Origin of the sequence: Paractinoplanes rhizophilus (assembly GCF_042664765.1) — a bacterium.
GTDB classification, from domain to species: Bacteria; Actinomycetota; Actinomycetes; order Mycobacteriales; family Micromonosporaceae; genus Actinoplanes; species Actinoplanes rhizophilus.
Genome location: NZ_JBHTBJ010000031.1, coordinates 1 through 16,750 on the forward strand (window position 1 = coordinate 1; position 16,750 = coordinate 16,750).

Here is a 16,750-nt window from a genome sequence, read left to right on the forward strand (position 1 = left end):
GGGAGAGCGACGCCGCGCGGGAGAGCGACGCCGCGCGGGAGAGCGACGCCGCGCGGGAGAGCGACGCCGCGCGGGAGAGCGACGCCGCGCGGGAGAGCGACGCCGCGCGGGAGAGCGACGCGGCGCGGGAGAGGGACGCGGCGCGGGAGACTGATGTCGCGCCGGAGAGCGACGTCGCGCGGGAGGCGGGCGCGGCCTGGGCGGCGGACGGGGCGAACAGGAGCGGCAAAACGGCGGCGAACGCCGCGAGCAGGACAAATTTGGGCATGGTGAAACGGACACGAGCAGACAAGACGATTCCTGGTCCTTCAACCGCCTGCGAGGTTAGCTGTCGGGTTGGGCCTGAAGGCGGCCCGCCGCGCTGCGCGCGACCTCACCCCGGAGCCGGCGAGCCGGCAGAAAATGGGTCCCCCGTTCCCGCCCACTGAAGCTTCCGATCGGAGGAATGGACCGCTCGCGGTGGGCGGGACTCGGCGTCCGCGGCGGCGGTGGCCGCCGTTGCGGAAAACGGGGCCGGAAGACCAGTTCGGTGCGCGGGTCGGGCAGAAGCGGGAAAGGGCGGGGTTGCTCCCCGACGGCTACCCGCGCATCCCGGCGGCTACCCGTGAATCGGAGCATCCAGCCCGGTGAGGGGCAGACCGGACCCGCCCCACGCCGTGGCGACGATCTCGGCGGCGATCGCGACGGCCGTTTCCTCGGGGGTGCGGGCGCCCAGATCCAGGCCGATCGGAGCGGACAACCGGGCCAGCGCGGCCTCGGACACGCCGGCCTCGCGCAGGCGGCGCATCCGGTCGGAATGGGTGCGGCGGCTGCCCATCACGCCGATGTAGCGGGCCGGCGTGCGCAACGCGACCTCGAGCAGCGGAACGTCGAACTTGGGGTCATGGGTGAGGACACAGAGCACGGTGCGCTCGTCGACCTCGGTGGACTCCAGGTAACGATGCGGCCATTGCACGACCAACTCGTCGGCCGAGGGGAAACGCTTGCGGGTGGCGAAGACCGGACGCGCGTCGCAGACCGTCACGTGGTAGCCGAGGAAGCCGCCGATGCGGGCCATCGCGCCGGCGAAGTCGATCGCGCCGAAGACGATCATGCGGGGCGGCGGAAGGTAGCTCTGCACGAAGATCTCGACGGCGGTGAGGCGCTGCTCGCCGTGGGCGCCGAGGTGGACCACGCCGGTCGTGCCGGCCGACAGCATCCCGGCCGCCTGCTGCTCGGCCGCCCGGTCGAGGCCGGGGTCGCCCAGCGAGCCGGCGACGCGCGTGGGCCAGACCGCGAGCTGCTTGTTGTCCAGCGAGACGGTGGCCACCGGGCGGCCGTCCTTGACCGCCGCGAGCACCTCGTCGACGTCGGCCAGGGCGTCCCACGGCTGCACCAGCACCTCGATCGTCCCGCCGCAGGTCAGCCCCACCTCGAACGCGTCGCCGTCGCTCACGCCGTACGTGTGCTGCTGGGCCTTTCTGGTCTGCATGACCTCCTCGGCGGCGGCGTAGACGGCGCCCTCCACGCACCCGCCGGACACGCTGCCCAGCACCTCGCCGCGCTCGTTGACCGCCATGGCCGAGCCGGGCTGCCGCGGCGCCGAGCTCCACGTGCGCACGACGGTGGCCACGGCGAACGCGAGGCCCTCCGCGCGCCAGGCGATCAGCCCGTCAACGATGTCCCGCACACCCAAACCCTCCGCGATCGAGTAGTGGATCGTCAACGGTCAGTTAAGAGATCCCTTAGGTCGCTGTTGACATTGATCACCACACGCGAGAAGTTTTCCAGAATTCTTGGGAGGTGCAGCGTGCAGGTGCCGGCCCCGTTCGAGTACGAACGCGCCACCACTGTGGACCATGCCATCGGACTGCTGGAACGTCTGGGAAGCTCAGCGCGGCTCGTCGCGGGCGGGCACAGCCTGCTGCCGATGATGAAGCTGCGACTGGCGAACTTCGAATACCTCATCGACATCAATCCGCTCCACGACGAGCTGGGCTACATCAAGATCAACGACGATGACGTACGGATCGGCGCGCTGACCCGGCACCGCGAGCTGCTGGAGTCGGACGAGCTGGCGGCGGCGTTCCCGATCTTCCGGGAGGCCGAGCGGGTGATCGCCGACCCGGTGGTGCGCAACCGGGGGACGCTCGGCGGGTCGCTGTGCCAGGCCGACCCGTCGGAGGACCTGTCGGCCGTGTGCACCACGCTCGACGCGCGCTGCGTGATCCGCGGGCCCCGGGGCGAGCGGGTCGTGACCATGGAGGAGTTCCACGTCGGGCCCTATGAGACGGCGGTGGGCGACGACGAGATCCTGGTCGAGATCCGGCTGCCGCGCCGGCCCGGTCACGGCAGCGCGTACGAGAAGGTCGAGCGCCGCGCCGGGGACTGGGCGGTGGTGTCGGCCGGGGCGGCCGTGTGGCTGGCTGCGGACGGCACGATCGTCGACGCCCGGGTCGGACTCGCCGCCGTCGGGCCGAATACCACCGGGATTCCCGAAATCTCGGACACGCTCCGCGGCCGGGTTCCCGATGAGAGCGCCTACGAGCAGGCGGGCGCCATCGCGGCCCGCAGCTGCGACCCGGTCACCGACCAGCGGGGCAGCGAGGAGTACAAGCGCCACCTCGCGGACGAGCTGACCCGGCGGACCCTGCGCACGGCCGTCGAGCGGGCGAGGAGCTGAACATGCAGGTCACGATGACCGTCAACGACGTCGAGGTCACCCGGGAGATCGAGGGCCGGCTGCTGCTCGTGCACTTCCTGCGGGACGTGCTCGGCCTGACCGGCACCCACTGGGGCTGCGACACCAGCAACTGCGGCACCTGCGTGGTCTGGCTGGACGGCGAGCCCGTCAAGTCGTGCACCGTGCTCGCCGCGATGGCCGGGGGCCACGAGGTCCGTACCGTCGAGGGCCTGGCCCGCAACGGCGAGCTGGACCCGATCCAGGAGGGCTTCATGCAGTGCCACGGCCTGCAATGCGGCTTCTGCACGCCGGGCATGATGATGACCTGCCGGGCGCTGCTCGACCGCAACCCCGACCCGTCGGACGCCGAGATCCGGGAAGCGATTTCCGGGCAGATCTGCCGCTGCACCGGATATTCGACGATTGTCCGTTCCGTGCGGTGGGCCGCGGTGCATTCCGAAAAGGAGATCCCGGCATGACCACGGTGCAGGATCCGAGATTTACCGAATTTCATGACAACGACCAGAAGCCGGTCGGCTTCGGGCGCATGCTGCGCAAGGAGGACCCGCGGTTCCTGCGGGGCCGCGGCCGCTACACCGACGACGTGCAGCTGCCCGGCATGCTGCACCTGGCGATCCTGCGGTCGCCGTTCGCCCACGCCCGCATCGTCAGCGTCGACACCAGCGCGGCCGAGGCCTCGCCGGGCGTGAAGCTGGTGGTCACCGGCGCCATGCTGGCCGAGAAGGGCCTGGCCTGGATGCCGACCCTCTCCAACGACGTGCAGGCCGTGCTGGCCACCGACAAGGTCCGCTTCCAGGGCCAGGAGGTCGCGTTCGTCGTCGCCGACGACCGGTACGCCGCCCGGGACGCGCTCGAGCTCATCGACGTGGAATACGAGGTGCTCGAACCGGTCATCGACGCCCGCAAGGCGCTCGAGCCGGACGCGCCGCTGATCCGTGACGACCTGGAGGGCAAGGAGAACAACCACGTCTTCGACTGGGAGACCGGCGACGAGGCGGCCGCCGAAGCCGTGTTCCAGCGTGCCGACGTGGTGGTGCAGCAGGACATCGTCTATCCGCGCGTGCACCCGGCGCCGATGGAGACGTGCGGCGCGGTCGCCGATTTCGACGCGGTCGAGGGCAAGCTGAAGCTCTGGTCGACCACCCAGGCGCCGCACGCGCACCGTACCCTCTACGCCATCGTGGCCGGCCTTCCCGAGCACAAGATCCAGGTGATCTCGCCGGACATCGGCGGCGGTTTCGGCAACAAGGTGCCGATCTATCCCGGGTACGTCTGCGCGATCGTCGGCTCGATCCTGACCGGCAAGCCGGTGAAGTGGATGGAGGACCGCTCGGAGAATCTGATCAGCACCGGGTTCGCGCGCGACTACATCATGCGCGGCGAGATCGCCGCGACCCGCGACGGCAAGATCCTGGCCATCCGGACGAACGTGCTCGCCGACCACGGCGCCTTCAACGGGACGGCCGCGCCAGTGAAATACCCGGCCGGCTTCTTCGGCGTCTTCACCGGCAGCTACGACCTGCAGGCCGCGTATTGCAAGATGACCGCGGTCTACACCAACAAGGCGCCGGGCGGTGTCGCCTACGCCTGTTCCTTCCGGATCACCGAGGCGGTCTACCTGGTCGAGCGGATCGTCGATTGCCTCGCCGACGAGCTGGGCATGGATCCCGCCGAGCTGCGTCTGAAGAACTTCATTCAACCCGACCAATTCCCGTACGAGACGAAGACCGGCTGGGTCTACGACTCGGGCAACTACGAGCCCACGATGCGCCTGGCCATGGACATGGCGGGGTATGCGGACCTGCGCAAGGAGCAGGAGCTCAAACGGGCCCGGGGCGAGTTGATGGGCATCGGCATCGCGTTCTTCACCGAGGCGGTGGGCGCCGGCCCGCGCAAGCACATGGACATCCTCGGCCTGGGCATGGCCGACGGCTGTGAGCTGCGCGTCCACCCGACCGGCAAGGCCGTGGTGCGATTGAGCGTGCAGAGCCAGGGCCAGGGCCACGAGACGACGTTCGCGCAGATCGTGGCCGAGGAGATCGGCATCCCGCCGGCCGACATCGAGGTCGTGCACGGCGACACCGACCAGACGCCGTTCGGCCTCGGCACGTACGGCAGCCGCTCGACGCCGGTCTCGGGCGCGGCGGCCGCGCTGGTCGCCCGCAAGGTCCGCGACAAGGCGCAGCTGATCGCCTCGGCGATGCTGGAGGTGTCGGTCGCCGACCTGGAATGGGTCAAGGGCTCGTTCCAGGTCAAGGGCGACCCCGGCAAGTCGGTGACGATCCAGGACGTGGCGTTTCGCGCGCACGGCGCCGGCGACCTGCCGGACGGCGTGGAGGGCGGGCTCGAGGCGCAGATCTGCTACAACCCGTCGAACCTGACGTACCCGCACGGGGCGTACATCTGCGTGGTCGACATCGACCCGGGGACCGCGCAGGTGAAGGTGCGCCGCTTCATCGCGGTGGACGACTGCGGCACCCGGATCAACCCGATGATCATCGAGGGTCAGATCCACGGCGGGCTCACCGACGGCGTCGGCATGGCGCTGATGGAGATGATCGCCTTCGACGAGGACGGCAACTGCCTCGGCGCGTCGCTGATGGACTATCTGATCCCGACGTCGCTCGAGGTGCCCGACTGGGAGACCGGGTTCACCGTCACCCCGTCGCCGCACCACCCGATCGGCGCCAAGGGCGTGGGGGAGTCGGCCACGGTCGGCTCGCCGCCGGCCATCGTCAACGCGGTGGTCGACGCGCTCAAGCCGTTCGGCGTCCGGCACGCCGACATGCCGCTCACCCCGTCGCGCGTGTGGGACGCGATGCGCGGCCGGGCCACGCCACCGATCTAGGAGCTGGTCATGACCCTCATCGCCGAACGCGTGCGCGAGCTGACCGGCGCGCGACAGCCGTTCGTGCACGCCACCGTGGTGCGCGCGCAGGCGCCCACCTCGGCGATGCCGGGCGACGACGCGGTGATCCTCGCCGACGGGTCCATCGAGGGCTTCGTCGGCGGGGTCTGCGCCGAGACGTCGGTGCGGGCCGCGGCGCTGGACACGCTGCGCGACGGCAACACCATGCTGCTGCGCGTGCTCCCGGACGGCGCCGCCTCGTTCCCGGATGCGCCGGGCGCCCAGGTCGTGGTCAACCCCTGCCTGTCCGGCGGCGCCATCGAGATCTTCCTGCGCCCGATGCTGCCGCGCCCGCTGATCGGCGTCGCGGGCGCGACGACGCCGATCGGCGCCGCGGTGGTCACCCTGGCCGGTTTCCTCGATCTCGAGATCACCGAGCCCATGGCGTACGCGGGGGCGAGCGCCGTCGTCGTCGCCGGCTTGGGCCGCGACGACGAGCAGGTCATCCGCGCCGCCCTGGACGCCGGCGTCCCGCTGATCTCCCTGGTCGCCAGCCGCACCCGGGGAGCGGCGGTCCTCGACTCGCTCGGCTTGACGGCGGAGGAACGCGCCCGGGTGCGGCCGCATGCGGGGATCGACATCGGGGCTCGCACACACCAGGAGATCGCGCTGTCGGTGCTGGCCGAGATAGTCCGCGAGCTGCGCGCGTCGTCGCCGGAGCCGGTGGCCGCCGCGCCTACGCGGACTGCAATTGATCCGATCTGCGGGATGACTGTCGTGATCGGGGAAGGGACGCCGCACGCCGTCGTGGACGGGGTCGAGCACTGGTTCTGCTGTGCGGGGTGTCGCGATCGGTTCGTGGCGGCCTCATGACGGTCGCCGGGCTCGTGCTGGCCGCCGGACGGTCGTTGCGGCTGGGTGAGGCGAAGCAACTGCTGCCCTACCGGGGGCGGACGCTGCTCGACGCCACCCTCGACATGGCGCGGGCCTGCGGGTTTGATCAGTTGATGGTGACGCTTGGTGGGTCGGCGGCGGAGGTTCGCTCGTGGGTCGATCTGAGCGGGTGCACTGTTGTCGACAATCCCGACTTCTCGGATGGATGTGGATCGTCCATTCGCATGGCGGTGCCCCGGGTCACGGCCGATGCGGTGGTGCTGTTGCTGGGGGATCAGCCCGGGATCGATCCGGGGGACGTGCGGCGACTGTGCGAGACGCGTACGGAAATCGCGGTTTGCCGTTATGCCGACGGCCTCGGGCACCCGTTCCTGTTCCGGCGAGCGACCTTCGGGGTGCTGGCCACGCTGCACGGGGACAAGGCCGTGTGGAAGGTGCTGCATTCCGGGGCGTTCGAGGTCACGCAGGTTCCGGTCGCCCGCGACACGCCGATCGACGTGGACACCCGGGCGGACTATCGGCGGCTGCTGGCGGGGGAGCGCCGGTGAACGACCCGCTCGAGGTGAGCCGGCGCCTGGACGCGGCCGACTATCTGGTCGACGACGGCCTCGCGATGGCCGTCTTCCTGTCGCTGCGGCTGGGGAAGCCGCTCCTGCTCGAAGGCGAGCCGGGCGTGGGGAAGACCGCCGCGGCCAAGGCGCTGGCGCTCGCGCTGGACACGCCGCTCATCCGGCTGCAGTGCTACGAGGGGCTGACCGCGGGCGAGGCGCTCTACGAGTGGAACTACCAGCGGCAGCTGCTGGCGATCCGGCTCGCCGAGGCGCGGCACGAGCGGCTGGCCGACGACGACCTGTTCACCGCCGAGTTCCTGCAGGAGAGACCGATCCTCAAGGCGGTGCGCCATCGCGGCCCGACGCCGCCGGTGCTGCTGATCGACGAGATCGACCGGGCCGACGACGAGTTCGAGGCGTTGCTCCTCGAGTTCCTCGGCGAGGCGTCGGTGACCGTGCCCGAGCTCGGCACCTTCACCGCTGCCCGGCCGCCGGTCGTGGTGCTGACCTCGAACCGCAGCCGCGAGCTGCACGACGCGCTGCGCCGGCGCTGCCTCTACCACTGGATCGAGTTCCCGTCGCCGGCCCGCGCCGCCGAGATCGTGCGGCGGGCCGTCCCCGGCGCCACCCATCCGCTGATCGCGAGCGCCACCGAGCTCATCGGGCGGATTCGCAAGCTGGAGCTTGACAAGGCGCCCGGCCTGGCCGAGACCATCGACTGGGTGTCGGCGCTCGCCGCGATCGGCGCCACCGAGCTCGCGCCCGCCGACATGCTCAGCACCATCGGCACGATCGCCAAGACACCCGACGACCGGCTCGTCATCGCCGTCGCTTTGGAGACGCCATGAAGATCACGAACGAGTTCACCGTGCACACCCCGATCGAGCGGGCCTGGGCAGTGCTGACCGACCTGGAGGGCATCGCGCCGTGCATGCCCGGGGCGCGGCTCACCGGCGTCGAGGGCGACACCTACAAGGGCAAGGTGAAGGTCAAGGTGGGCCCGGTGGTCTCCGAGTTCGCCGGGACGGCGCGCTTAGCCGAGAAGGACGAGGCCGCCTACCGGGCGGTCATCGACGCCAAGGGCCGCGACGCGCGGTCGGCCGGCAATGCCGCCGCGCTGGTCACGGCCGTCCTGACGCCGGCCGGTTCGAGTACGTCGGTGAGCGTCGACACCGACCTGAAGATCAGCGGGAAGCTGGCGCAGTTCGGCAGCGGCATGATCAAGGAGGTGTCCGGAAAGCTGCTGGCCCAGTTCGTGGACAACCTGGAGGCCAAGCTCGCGGCGGAGGAGTCCGCCCCGGCCGCCACCGAGTCGCCGGCCGCTGAGCCGCCGACCGGCACCGAGCAGCCCTCCGTCGGTGACTCGTCGGCGGGCGTTGCCGGGTCCGTGACGGCCGAGCCTGAGGCCGTGCCGGCGCCGACTGAGGGTGCGGTCCCATCGGCGTCGGTGTCCCCCCGGCCGAAGCCGGCGGCTGCGTCCCCGGCGGCTGCGTCTCCGTCGGCTTTCTCGCCGTCCAGCGCGGACGAGCCCGAGCCGCTCGACCTGCTCAGCGTGGCGGGGAGCTCGATCTACAAGCGGGCGATCCCGGTGGTGATCGGCGTGGTCGTGGTGGGAGCCGTCATTGCCTGGGCCATCGCGCGGCGCTGAGCCCACGCCGGTCCTGCTGCGCGGGGTCGACCGGGCGGCGTTCGCGGTGGCGTTCGCGGCGAAGCTGCGAGCGGCCGGCCTGGCCGCCGGGCTGACCGAGGTGGACGACCTGATCCGGGCGCTCGCCGCCGGGCCGCTCGACTCGCGGGACGCCGTCTACTGGACCACCCGCGTCGCCGTGGTGCGCAGGCACGCCGACCTTGCCACCTTCGACCGGGTCTTCGCGGCGGTGTTCGACGCCGCGCCGCCGGCGGCGCCGGCCCGGGATGCCGGGGCGCCCGGGCGGTCCGGCGAGGTGCACGTGCCGGTCGCGGGGGCGGCCGACCGGCCGGCCGAGGGTGGCGGGCTGCCCTGGGCGACGCTGCCGCCGGCCGTGGCCGTCGACGAGGCCGCGAACGACTCCGAGCTGCGCCTGCCCGAGTTGCGGCCGAGCGCGCTCGCGGCGCTGGCCGGTCGGCCGTTCGAGGAGCTCGACGCGGGACAGGTTGCGCTGCTGGCCGCGTCGCTGCGGGCGGCGCTGACCCGGTGGCCGGCCCGCCGCACCCGGCGGCACGCGACCGATCCGTCCGGGCGGCGGGTGGCGCTGCGGGCGACGATCGCGCAGGCCCGCCGGACCGCGTGGGAGCCGGTGACCGTAGTGCGGGAGCGGCCGGTCCGGCGACCCCGGCGGGTGGTGATGCTCTGCGATGTCAGCGAGTCGATGCGCGCGCAGGCCACCGCCTACCTGCATCTGATGCGGGCGTTCGCGACGGTCGGCGAGGCGGAGGTGTTCGCCTTCGCCACCACGCTCACCCGGCTCACCCCGGTGCTGCGGCAGACCTCGCCGCGGGCGGCCATCGCCCAGGCCACCGAGGCGGTGACCGACCGGTTCGGCGGGACGCGGATCGCCACCAACCTCGCCGCGCTGCTGGATTCGCATCACGGGAACGCGTTGCGGGGATCGGTGGCGGTCATCGCGTCGGACGGATGGGACAGCGATCCGCCGGAACGGCTCACGGCCGCGATGCAACGGCTGCGCCGCCGCGCGTACGCAATCTTGTGGTTGAATCCCCGCGCCGGCGCGCCCGGATTTCGCCCCACGGTGGCGGCCATGGCCGCCGCATTTCCCTATTGCGATCGGCTGCTGCCGGCCGCCACCTTCGCGGATCTGATCGAGGTCGTCCGCGGCTGAACGAAGGCTAGGGATGCATGGCGGCGCCCTTCGTCACCTTGTCGACGGCGTTGCGCGGGCCGTGGACGGCCAGGCCGACCAGGTCCCATTGCTCGGCGGTGACGGCCTTGACGGCGGCGCGGTTGTCATTGTCGTTGCCGGTGGAAAAGAGGTCCGAGGTGAATATCGCGACCGGGAGATTGCGGCCGGTCGCCCGGGTGTGCGCGGCCTTCAGCAGTTCCTTGCCGCCGGCGAGAACGAGCACCGGCTGGCGGAACATCGGCAGGTACCGGGTGCCGCCGGCGTCCTCGTACGGCTCGCCGATCACCTCGGGCATGACCGTGCCGAGGCCACTGACCAGGAAGGCGGTCACGTTGAGGCGCTGCCAGGCGAGCAGGTCGTCCCGGAGGATCACGGCGATTTTGGTGTCGAAGCGTTCCATGCGACCGATGGTGCGAGCCCGTACCCGCCCGGCTCTTGTACGATTTTGACGTGTCCGGCGCGGAGTTCTCGGCCTGGCGCCCACCTCTCGACGGCGTCGTCGAGGTGCTGAGCGCCCATTTCACCGGCCACGCCTATCCGATGCACGCGCACGACACCTGGACGCTGCTGATCGTCGACGACGGGGCCGTCCGGTACGACCTGGAAAATCACGAGCGGGACGCGTTCGGCGATCTGGTCACGCTGCTGCCGCCGCACGTGCCGCACAACGGGTCGTCGCCGCGGCCGTTCCGCAAGCGGGTGCTCTATCTGGCGCAGTCGCAACTGCCCGATCGCCTGGTCGGCGCTTCGGTCGACAATTCGGGATTCGCCGACCCGGGGCTGCGGCGCCTGATCTCGTCGATGCACCGCACGATCGGGCGGCCGGGCGAGGATCTGGCCGCCGAGGTCCACCTGGCCGAGATCACCGCGCGGCTGCGCGAACGGCTCGGCGTCCCGATGCTGTCGGACCACCTTTCCCGTACGCCCGCGCATCAGCTCCGCGATCTCCTGGAGCATCACGTCGTCCCGGGCATTTCGTTGCGGCAGGCCGCGAGCCTGTTGCATTTCCACCCGGCCTATCTGGTGCGCTCCTTCACCGCCGAATTCGGGATGTCGCCGCACAAATACCTGGTGTCCCGCCGGGTCGACGTCGCCCGCCGGCTGATTCTCGCCGGCCGCCCGCTGTCGCAGGTCGCCACCGAGAGCGGCTTCTACGATCAACCGCACCTGATCCGCCATTTCAAGCGCATCCTCGGCGTCAGCCCGAAAGCGTTCGCGCCCTCATGACCGGCCGGGTCAGCTCCACAGCGTCACGTGCACCGACGGCCGGAAGTGGCCGACGTTGACCCCCGAGCCGCGCATCATCGCCTGGATCGCCCGCGGCGTCGCGGCGAACCGGGCCAGCTCGGCCGCGGCCGCCGGCGCGCCCCGATCGGCCAGCGTCATCGCGTGCCACACCGCCTCGACGCTCGCGTACGGCCCCGGCACCTGCACCAGCTGGCCGCTGCGCACGTCCGGCGCCACCGTGTACGACAGCGCCGGCGCCACCCCCTTGCCGCGTTTCGCCTCCTCCAGGGCCGCCGCGTGGCTCTGGAAGATCTGCTGGTGCTCCTCCGGGACCGCCAGCCGGCGCAGCAGCTCGGGAGTCGCGCCCATGTCGGCGGCCCCCGACGGGCCCAGCAGCCACGTCTGGTCGCGCAGCTGCCCCGCCGACGCGCGCACCCCGGCCAGCGGATGCCCGGGCCCGGCCACCACGACTACCCGGTAGTTCATCACCGGGCGGCACACCAGGCCCGCGTCGGCGGCGGGACGCGGGCCGATCGCGATGTCGGCGCTGCGGGTCGTCAGCAGCCTCGCGAACGCCTTCGGATTGCGGACGCTCAGCTCCACGTCGAGGTCGTCGGCGCGGCCGGCGAACAACTCGATCAGGCCCGGCGCGGCGTGCTCGGCGAACAGCGCGGACGCGGCCACCCGCAGCAGGCGGCGGCCCTTGCCGGCCGTGCTGACCTCGAGCAGCGTGATGTCCTGCAGGCCCAGCATCTCGGCCGCCCGCGAGGCCAGCCGGAGGCCGCCGGGGGTGAAGGCGAGGCCGGCCGCCGTGCGCGTGAAGAGCTGGTCGCCGAGCTCCTTGCGCAACTGTCCGATGTGCAGGGAGATGGCCGACTCGGAGACCCGCAGCTCGGCGGCCGCGAGTTTCACCGACCCCAGGCGCACCACGGCCGAGTAGGCGCGCAGCTGCGTGGGGGTCATTGCCCGAGCCTGCCACGACGAGCCATGTCGAGCCCCCTATGGAGTGATGCCGAAGCTCCCCGAAATGTAGCGCGTCACACTGAATCGGGGGTGGCCGGCGACGGTCGCGTCCGGGCTGGGTGCGATTGAGCTCGCCGGGCGGAAAATGGACTCCATGCGGCGCCTCGTCGCGGTGCTTGCGCTTCTGCTCCTGACCGGCTGCGCCACGTGGTCCGGTCCACCGCCCGCGCCCTTCACCGTCCCGTACGGCAGTTCCGCGCACACGCTGCGGGTGGACGGGCTCGACCGCACGTTCCGGACATATCGGCCCCGATCCACGGCCGGGGCGCGGGCGCTTCCGCTCGTGCTGGTGCTGCACGGCAGCCTCGGCTCCGGGCGGCAGGCCGAGCAGGCGTACGGATGGAACGCGACCGCCGACCGCGACGGCTTTCTCGTCGCGTACCCCGACGGGGTCGACCGCACCTGGAACGGCCCGGCGGCCGACGACATCGCCTTCGTCGCGGACCTGGTCGCCGCGGTCGGGGCGGCGGCGCCGGTCAACCTCGCCCGCGTCTACGCCACCGGGATCTCCAGCGGCGCGACGCTGGCCTACCGCCTCGCCTGCGAGACCACCCTGCTGGCGGCGATCGCGCCGGTCGCCGGCACGCTGGCCGGCCCGTGCCCCGATCCGCAACCGATCTCGGTCCTGCACATCCACGGCACGGCCGACAAAATCATTCCGTACGGGGGCGGCCCGGGCCCCTCCGCGCTGGAGCTGGCCGGCTTCTGGCGGCGGGTCGACGACTGCCCGCGCCCGCGGTTCAGCACCTCGGGCCTGGTCACCACCACGACCGCGATCTGCCCCGGCGGCCATCTCGTGGTGCTCAAGGCGATCAGCGGCGCCGGTCACCAGTGGCCCGGTGCGGGCGCGCCCGGTGCAGCCCAGCCCGGTGCGGCCGTGCCCGGCCCGGTCGTCGCCCGGCTGCGCGGCCTCGATCCGCCCGCCGGCGTCCTGGACGCGACCGCCGCCATCGCGTCGTTCTTCCGGCTGTCTTGACGCAACCGCCTGGTTGCTATAGCGTCAGTAGCAACCAATCGGTTGCTACTGAAGGAGATCGTCATGGCATTCCCCGATCGCATCGAGCGCACGCTGCAGCTCGCCCACTCGCCCGAGCGGGTCTGGGCCGCGCTCACCACCGCCGAGGGCCTGGGTACCTGGTTCGGCAACGCCGCCGAGGTCGACCTGCGGGTCGGCGGCGTCGCGAAACTTTCCTGGACCAGCGGCGACACCGCGACGCTCACCGTCGAGCGGCTCGAGCCGCCGCGGGTGTTCGGCTACACCTGGAACATCTACGGCCTGCCCGCCGACGACCCGCGCCGCACCTACGTGGAGTTCACGCTGGAGCCGTCCGGCGCCGGCACTACGCTGACCATGGTGGAGACCGGATTCGCGCAGCTGCCCGACGACCTGCACAGCAAGGCGTTCGGCGGCAACACCGACGGCTGGACCAACGAGCTGGGCGAGCTGGTCGCGTACCTCGATGGCCGCTGACCACCGGGAAGCGGTGGCGCAGGAGGTCTTCGCCGCCCTGGCCGACCCGACCCGCCGGCAGATCCTGGCCGCGCTGGCGTCGGGCGGCCCGGCCACCGCGACCGACCTCGCCGCCCGGCTGCCGATCACCCGGCAGGCCATCGCCAAGCACCTCGTCCTGCTGGCCGAGGCGGGCCTGGTGGTGGCCGAGCCGGGGGAGCGGCGGCGGGTCCGATACCGCCTCGACTCGGCCCCGATGAAGGTGGCGCAGCAGTTCCTGGCCGCCCTCGCCCGCGACTGGGACGGGCCGCTCGCCGCCCTGCGCGACCACCTGGGATGACCCCGCGCCCCGGCGGTTCGCCGCCCTGCGCAATGCGGATTGCCGGCCGTATCTGTTCGGCGCCGCATTGGCGATGATGGCCGACAATATCGAGCACGTCATCACTTTGAGGATTATTCAGGGCGGTGGAGACCAAGCCGCTGACCTGAGGCCCACTGCAGCTCAAGGTTGGCCCTGAATAATCCTCATTGGGTGCTCTGGGAGAAATTCCATCTCCGGCTCTCGCCGGCTTCCAGGTGATCAGCCACTGGGTGCCGTTCCTGCTGTTCTCCGTCTATTTCGGCGGCCTGGCCGACCGGTTCGACTGCCGGCGGGATCGTGCGGCACGAGCGGCTCGGCCTGCTCGGCTCGCTGCGGGTACTGCGCCAGGTTCGCGCCAACCGGCTGGATCCCGGCGACGGCCGGCGCGGCGGTGGTCAGCACTTTCGGGCACGGCGTGAGCACGTTGCTCTTCGCGGTGACCGGCTCGTATCCGCTCGCGGTGGCGCTGCTGGTGATCGGCGGCCTGGCGAATCTCGCGGCGATGTCGGTCGGGCAGACCGTGGTGCAGCTGCTCGCCCCGCCCGGAGATCGCGGCAAGATGCTCGGGGTGTACGGCGTGTCGGCGAGCGGCTTGCGGTTCGGCAGCGGGATCACGGTCGGGCTGTTCGGCGCGGTGGCCGGGATCCACTGGTCGCTGGGGCTGAGCGCCGCCGCAATGTGCGTCGGAACCATCCTGGCGGGGCTTCCGGTTCTTCGCGATTACCGGCGGCGGAGCTGACCGATGGTGATCAGTTGTTCATCGTCCGCTGAGGGCCGGTAACCTGTTGAGTTGGTGAAGATCTGCTGGGTATTGCCTGAATAACGATTGAGATACGGGACAGACTTTTCGCGACCCAGCCAGTACGGTCGCGAAGCGCTCTACCCCGCAATTTCGATTGGATTCTCATAGTGTCCCTCAACGAGCAGGTTCCTCCGCCGCCTCCGGGCCAGCCGCAGTATCCGAATTTCCAGGCCCCGCCGCCTCCGCCACAGCAGGGCACCAGCGGTCTCGCGATCGCCGGCCTCATCTTCGCGTTCGTGGCGCCGCTCATCGGCTTCATCCTGAGCCTGATCGCGATCTTCAAGACCGGCCCCGGCAAGGCGAAGGGGCGCGGTCTGGCGGTCGCGGGCACGATCATCGGTGGTCTGTTCACCATCGGCATCATCGGCATCATCGTCGCCGCCGGCCTCTTCGTCAGTAACTCGACGGTCGCCGACCCGGGCTGCGTCGCCGGCAAGGCCGCCATCATCAAGGGCGCCGAGAAGGTCGACGCCGCCTCGCTGCAGACCACCGTCGACGAGCTGAAGGCCGCCGCCGGCAAGGCGAAGCACGACGAGGTCCGCGACGCGATGAACACGATGGCCGACGACTACAGCCAGCTGCTCAACGCGATCAAGACCGGCGACATGCCGGACAACCTCGAGTCCAAGATCACCACGGACGTCAACAAGGTCGACTCGCTCTGCACCATCGGCTCCTGACACCGATCCACTCGCGGGCGGGGGCGCGCCGAGCGCCCTCGCCCGTGCGATCCGCACCGCCGGCATCCGCGATCAGATGAGAGCGCCGCGCCTGCCGCATCGGTTGCCGGAACGGCACGCCGCGAAAACCGCGAAAGATTGGGCGGCCTCCTCATCGGAGCCCGCCCTTCCCCCTATCCAGCCCATTCCTAGCATCTCTGCCTCGCAAGCCCCGGAAGCGGCCCGCGGAACCGAGTCAGATCGACGACGTTCGGCTCGCGCCCCGCACCTCCACCGCCTTCGGCGCCATCGATGGATTCCGGCCTGGCCCCGCCCGAGGGTGACCGACTTCGGCCAGAAAGCCGGGCCACGCCGCGCCCCCCGCGGGTGATCCATCGGGCCTAACGTGGGTACGAAAGCGTGGGCCGAGTGTCGAGGGGGACGTCTTGTCGATCGCCGTGGGTTACGCGCCGGGCGTGCGGGGGCTGCTGGATCAGGCCCGCACGGGCATGGAACGACTGACGCCCGAGCAGGCGCGAGCGGCCCACGCGGCCGGCGCGCTGCTGATCGACACGCGGACCGACGTGCAGCGGCGCGAACAGGGCGAGTTGCCCGGCGCGCTGGTCATCGACCGCACCGTCCTGGAGTGGCGTCTCGACCCGGCGTCGCCCGACCGCATCCCCGAGGCCACCGGTCACGACCTGCTCGTCATCGTCGTCTGCCGGCAGGGATACAGCTCCAGCCTCGCCGCGGCGAGCCTGCGGGCCCTGGGCCTGCGCCGGGCCACCGACATGATCGGCGGCATCGAGGCGTGGGTGGCCGCCGGCCTGCCGCTGCACACAGGTCCCGCCGACGAGCGTCGTTAGTCCGCGGACGCCGGCGAGCGTCGTCAGTCCGCCGCCGCCGGTGCGCGGCGCTGGTCGACGGCCCCGGCCGGGGCCCGGCTGGCCGCCGTGACCGCGCCGGTCAGCCGGCGCACAATCTCGGCCGTGCGGGCCAGCTCGTCCGCCGAGAACTCCGCCGCCGCGTCGCGCATCCGCTCGCCCAGCGGCACGAAGAACGCCGTGGCCACGCTCAGGGCCGTCTCGGTCATGGCGACCGTCACGCGACGGCGGTCGTGCGGGTCACGCGTACGGCTCACATGCCCGACGCCCTCCAGCCGGTCCACCAGGGCGGTCGCCGCCGCCGGGCTCAACCGCAGGCGGTGCGCCAGCTCGCCGATCGTGATCGGGTCGCCGGACGACGTGCCGTGCGCGATCCACATGATCGCGTTCAGGTCGCTGCGGCCGAGGCCGTGCGCCCGGGCGAACACGTCGACGAAGACATCGCTCTCCACGGTGAACAGGCGCAGGGCGTCGATCAGGTCACCCATGACGGTCTCGCGGTCGGGTTGCGTCGGCACGGCCGTCATT

20 protein-coding genes and 1 riboswitch are annotated in these 16,750 nt (G+C 71.4%); of the genes, 15 read left to right on the forward strand and 5 right to left on the reverse strand.

Features of this window, described 5'->3' with window-relative positions:
- Both ACFQS1_RS30130 and ACFQS1_RS30135 read right to left on the reverse strand, forming a co-directional pair.
- A partial coding sequence (locus tag ACFQS1_RS30130) for a hypothetical protein (RefSeq protein ID WP_378974923.1) occupies positions 1–268 on the reverse strand: 268 nt, incomplete at its 3' end.
- 30 nt (positions 269–298) lie between these two features.
- Positions 299–442: riboswitch (cyclic di-AMP (ydaO/yuaA leader) on the reverse strand.
- A 156-nt stretch (positions 443–598) separates the two neighbouring features.
- Positions 599–1,669 carry an XdhC family protein gene (locus ACFQS1_RS30135; RefSeq protein WP_378974925.1) on the reverse strand — a complete coding sequence of 357 codons (1,071 nt, stop codon included), beginning with the start codon at positions 1,667–1,669 and terminating at the stop codon, positions 599–601.
- A gap of 120 nt (positions 1,670–1,789) precedes the next feature.
- Between ACFQS1_RS30135 and ACFQS1_RS30140 the strand changes: the two genes are divergently transcribed.
- From ACFQS1_RS30140 to ACFQS1_RS30175, 8 genes are read left to right on the forward strand one after another with little or no spacing between them, the layout of a single operon-like run.
- Positions 1,790–2,662, forward strand: coding sequence for an FAD binding domain-containing protein (locus ACFQS1_RS30140; RefSeq protein WP_378974927.1), 873 nt, complete (start codon positions 1,790–1,792; stop codon positions 2,660–2,662).
- A gap of 2 nt (positions 2,663–2,664) precedes the next feature.
- Complete coding sequence (locus ACFQS1_RS30145) at positions 2,665–3,141, forward strand: (2Fe-2S)-binding protein (protein WP_378974929.1); 477 nt, start codon at positions 2,665–2,667, stop codon at positions 3,139–3,141.
- A complete protein-coding gene (locus ACFQS1_RS30150; protein ID WP_378974931.1) occupies positions 3,138–5,531 on the forward strand; it encodes an aerobic carbon-monoxide dehydrogenase large subunit in 2,394 nt (797 codons plus the stop codon). The genes ACFQS1_RS30145 and ACFQS1_RS30150 overlap by 4 nt, the downstream gene beginning before the upstream one ends.
- A gap of 9 nt (positions 5,532–5,540) precedes the next feature.
- On the forward strand, positions 5,541–6,404 hold the full coding sequence (locus tag ACFQS1_RS30155; RefSeq protein WP_378974933.1) for an XdhC family protein: 864 nt from the start codon (positions 5,541–5,543) through the stop codon (positions 6,402–6,404).
- Positions 6,401–6,973, forward strand: a complete 573-nt coding sequence (locus ACFQS1_RS30160; protein WP_378974935.1) for a nucleotidyltransferase family protein — start codon at positions 6,401–6,403, stop codon at positions 6,971–6,973. The genes ACFQS1_RS30155 and ACFQS1_RS30160 overlap by 4 nt, the downstream gene beginning before the upstream one ends.
- Positions 6,970–7,824: an AAA family ATPase gene (locus tag ACFQS1_RS30165; RefSeq protein WP_378974937.1), complete on the forward strand. Its 855-nt coding sequence runs from the start codon at positions 6,970–6,972 to the stop codon at positions 7,822–7,824. Before ACFQS1_RS30160 ends, ACFQS1_RS30165 begins: the two co-directional genes overlap by 4 nt.
- Positions 7,821–8,624, forward strand: coding sequence for an SRPBCC family protein (locus tag ACFQS1_RS30170; protein ID WP_378974939.1), 804 nt, complete (start codon positions 7,821–7,823; stop codon positions 8,622–8,624). Before ACFQS1_RS30165 ends, ACFQS1_RS30170 begins: the two co-directional genes overlap by 4 nt.
- Entirely contained in the window at positions 8,599–9,795 is a 1,197-nt protein-coding gene (locus tag ACFQS1_RS30175; RefSeq protein ID WP_378974941.1) for a vWA domain-containing protein, read from the forward strand. The genes ACFQS1_RS30170 and ACFQS1_RS30175 overlap by 26 nt, the downstream gene beginning before the upstream one ends.
- Before the next feature lie 7 nt (positions 9,796–9,802).
- On the opposite strand, the gene ACFQS1_RS30180 is transcribed toward ACFQS1_RS30175, so the two are convergent.
- Positions 9,803–10,216: a DUF2000 family protein gene (locus ACFQS1_RS30180; RefSeq protein ID WP_378974943.1), complete on the reverse strand. Its 414-nt coding sequence runs from the start codon at positions 10,214–10,216 to the stop codon at positions 9,803–9,805.
- A 50-nt stretch (positions 10,217–10,266) separates the two neighbouring features.
- Between ACFQS1_RS30180 and ACFQS1_RS30185 the strand changes: the two genes are divergently transcribed.
- A complete protein-coding gene (locus ACFQS1_RS30185; RefSeq protein WP_378974945.1) occupies positions 10,267–11,043 on the forward strand; it encodes a helix-turn-helix transcriptional regulator in 777 nt (258 codons plus the stop codon).
- Between the two features lie 9 nt (positions 11,044–11,052).
- Here ACFQS1_RS30185 and ACFQS1_RS30190 read toward each other — a convergent pair whose 3' ends face one another.
- Positions 11,053–12,006: a LysR family transcriptional regulator gene (locus tag ACFQS1_RS30190; protein WP_378974947.1), complete on the reverse strand. Its 954-nt coding sequence runs from the start codon at positions 12,004–12,006 to the stop codon at positions 11,053–11,055.
- A gap of 154 nt (positions 12,007–12,160) precedes the next feature.
- On the opposite strand from ACFQS1_RS30190, the gene ACFQS1_RS30195 reads away from it, so the two are divergent.
- The 6 genes from ACFQS1_RS30195 to ACFQS1_RS30220 all read left to right on the forward strand — a co-directional run bounded on the left by ACFQS1_RS30195 (position 12,161) and on the right by ACFQS1_RS30220 (position 16,204).
- The gene (locus ACFQS1_RS30195; protein WP_378974949.1) at positions 12,161–13,042 is read left to right on the forward strand and encodes a CE1 family esterase; all 882 of its coding nucleotides are present in this window, start codon (positions 12,161–12,163) and stop codon (positions 13,040–13,042) included.
- Positions 13,043–13,105: 63 nt separating this feature from the next.
- A complete protein-coding gene (locus ACFQS1_RS30200) occupies positions 13,106–13,537 on the forward strand; it encodes an SRPBCC domain-containing protein (RefSeq protein ID WP_378974951.1) in 432 nt (143 codons plus the stop codon).
- Positions 13,527–13,856: an ArsR/SmtB family transcription factor gene (locus ACFQS1_RS30205; protein WP_378974953.1), complete on the forward strand. Its 330-nt coding sequence runs from the start codon at positions 13,527–13,529 to the stop codon at positions 13,854–13,856. The genes ACFQS1_RS30200 and ACFQS1_RS30205 overlap by 11 nt, the downstream gene beginning before the upstream one ends.
- Before the next feature lie 436 nt (positions 13,857–14,292).
- Positions 14,293–14,616, forward strand: coding sequence for an MFS transporter (locus tag ACFQS1_RS30210; protein ID WP_378974955.1), 324 nt, complete (start codon positions 14,293–14,295; stop codon positions 14,614–14,616).
- A gap of 170 nt (positions 14,617–14,786) precedes the next feature.
- Complete coding sequence (locus ACFQS1_RS30215; protein ID WP_378974957.1) at positions 14,787–15,359, forward strand: hypothetical protein; 573 nt, start codon at positions 14,787–14,789, stop codon at positions 15,357–15,359.
- A gap of 488 nt (positions 15,360–15,847) precedes the next feature.
- Complete coding sequence (locus tag ACFQS1_RS30220; protein WP_378975101.1) at positions 15,848–16,204, forward strand: rhodanese-like domain-containing protein; 357 nt, start codon at positions 15,848–15,850, stop codon at positions 16,202–16,204.
- A 23-nt stretch (positions 16,205–16,227) separates the two neighbouring features.
- On the opposite strand, the gene ACFQS1_RS30225 is transcribed toward ACFQS1_RS30220, so the two are convergent.
- Positions 16,228–16,749 (reverse strand): MarR family winged helix-turn-helix transcriptional regulator, encoded by a 522-nt coding sequence (locus tag ACFQS1_RS30225; RefSeq protein ID WP_378974959.1) that lies wholly within the window; start codon positions 16,747–16,749, stop codon positions 16,228–16,230.
- Position 16,750: the final 1 nt, after the last annotated feature.

What these genes read in the sequence shown, in the direction of transcription:
- ACFQS1_RS30145 (WP_378974929.1), top strand. Translation starts at nt 2,665, where the DNA reads ATGCAGGTCACGATGACCGTCAACGACGTCGAGGTCACCCGGGAGATC.
- ACFQS1_RS30150 (WP_378974931.1), top strand. Translation starts at nt 3,138, where the DNA reads ATGACCACGGTGCAGGATCCGAGATTTACCGAATTTCATGACAACGAC.
- ACFQS1_RS30155 (WP_378974933.1), top strand. Translation starts at nt 5,541, where the DNA reads ATGACCCTCATCGCCGAACGCGTGCGCGAGCTGACCGGCGCGCGACAG.
- ACFQS1_RS30160 (WP_378974935.1), top strand. Translation starts at nt 6,401, where the DNA reads ATGACGGTCGCCGGGCTCGTGCTGGCCGCCGGACGGTCGTTGCGGCTG.
- ACFQS1_RS30170 (WP_378974939.1), top strand. Translation starts at nt 7,821, where the DNA reads ATGAAGATCACGAACGAGTTCACCGTGCACACCCCGATCGAGCGGGCC.
- ACFQS1_RS30180 (WP_378974943.1), bottom strand. Translation starts at nt 10,216, where the DNA reads ATGGAACGCTTCGACACCAAAATCGCCGTGATCCTCCGGGACGACCTG.
- ACFQS1_RS30190 (WP_378974947.1), bottom strand. Translation starts at nt 12,006, where the DNA reads ATGACCCCCACGCAGCTGCGCGCCTACTCGGCCGTGGTGCGCCTGGGG.
- ACFQS1_RS30195 (WP_378974949.1), top strand. Translation starts at nt 12,161, where the DNA reads ATGCGGCGCCTCGTCGCGGTGCTTGCGCTTCTGCTCCTGACCGGCTGC.
- ACFQS1_RS30200 (WP_378974951.1), top strand. Translation starts at nt 13,106, where the DNA reads ATGGCATTCCCCGATCGCATCGAGCGCACGCTGCAGCTCGCCCACTCG.
- ACFQS1_RS30205 (WP_378974953.1), top strand. Translation starts at nt 13,527, where the DNA reads ATGGCCGCTGACCACCGGGAAGCGGTGGCGCAGGAGGTCTTCGCCGCC.
- ACFQS1_RS30220 (WP_378975101.1), top strand. Translation starts at nt 15,848, where the DNA reads ATGGAACGACTGACGCCCGAGCAGGCGCGAGCGGCCCACGCGGCCGGC.
- ACFQS1_RS30225 (WP_378974959.1), bottom strand. Translation starts at nt 16,749, where the DNA reads ATGACGGCCGTGCCGACGCAACCCGACCGCGAGACCGTCATGGGTGAC.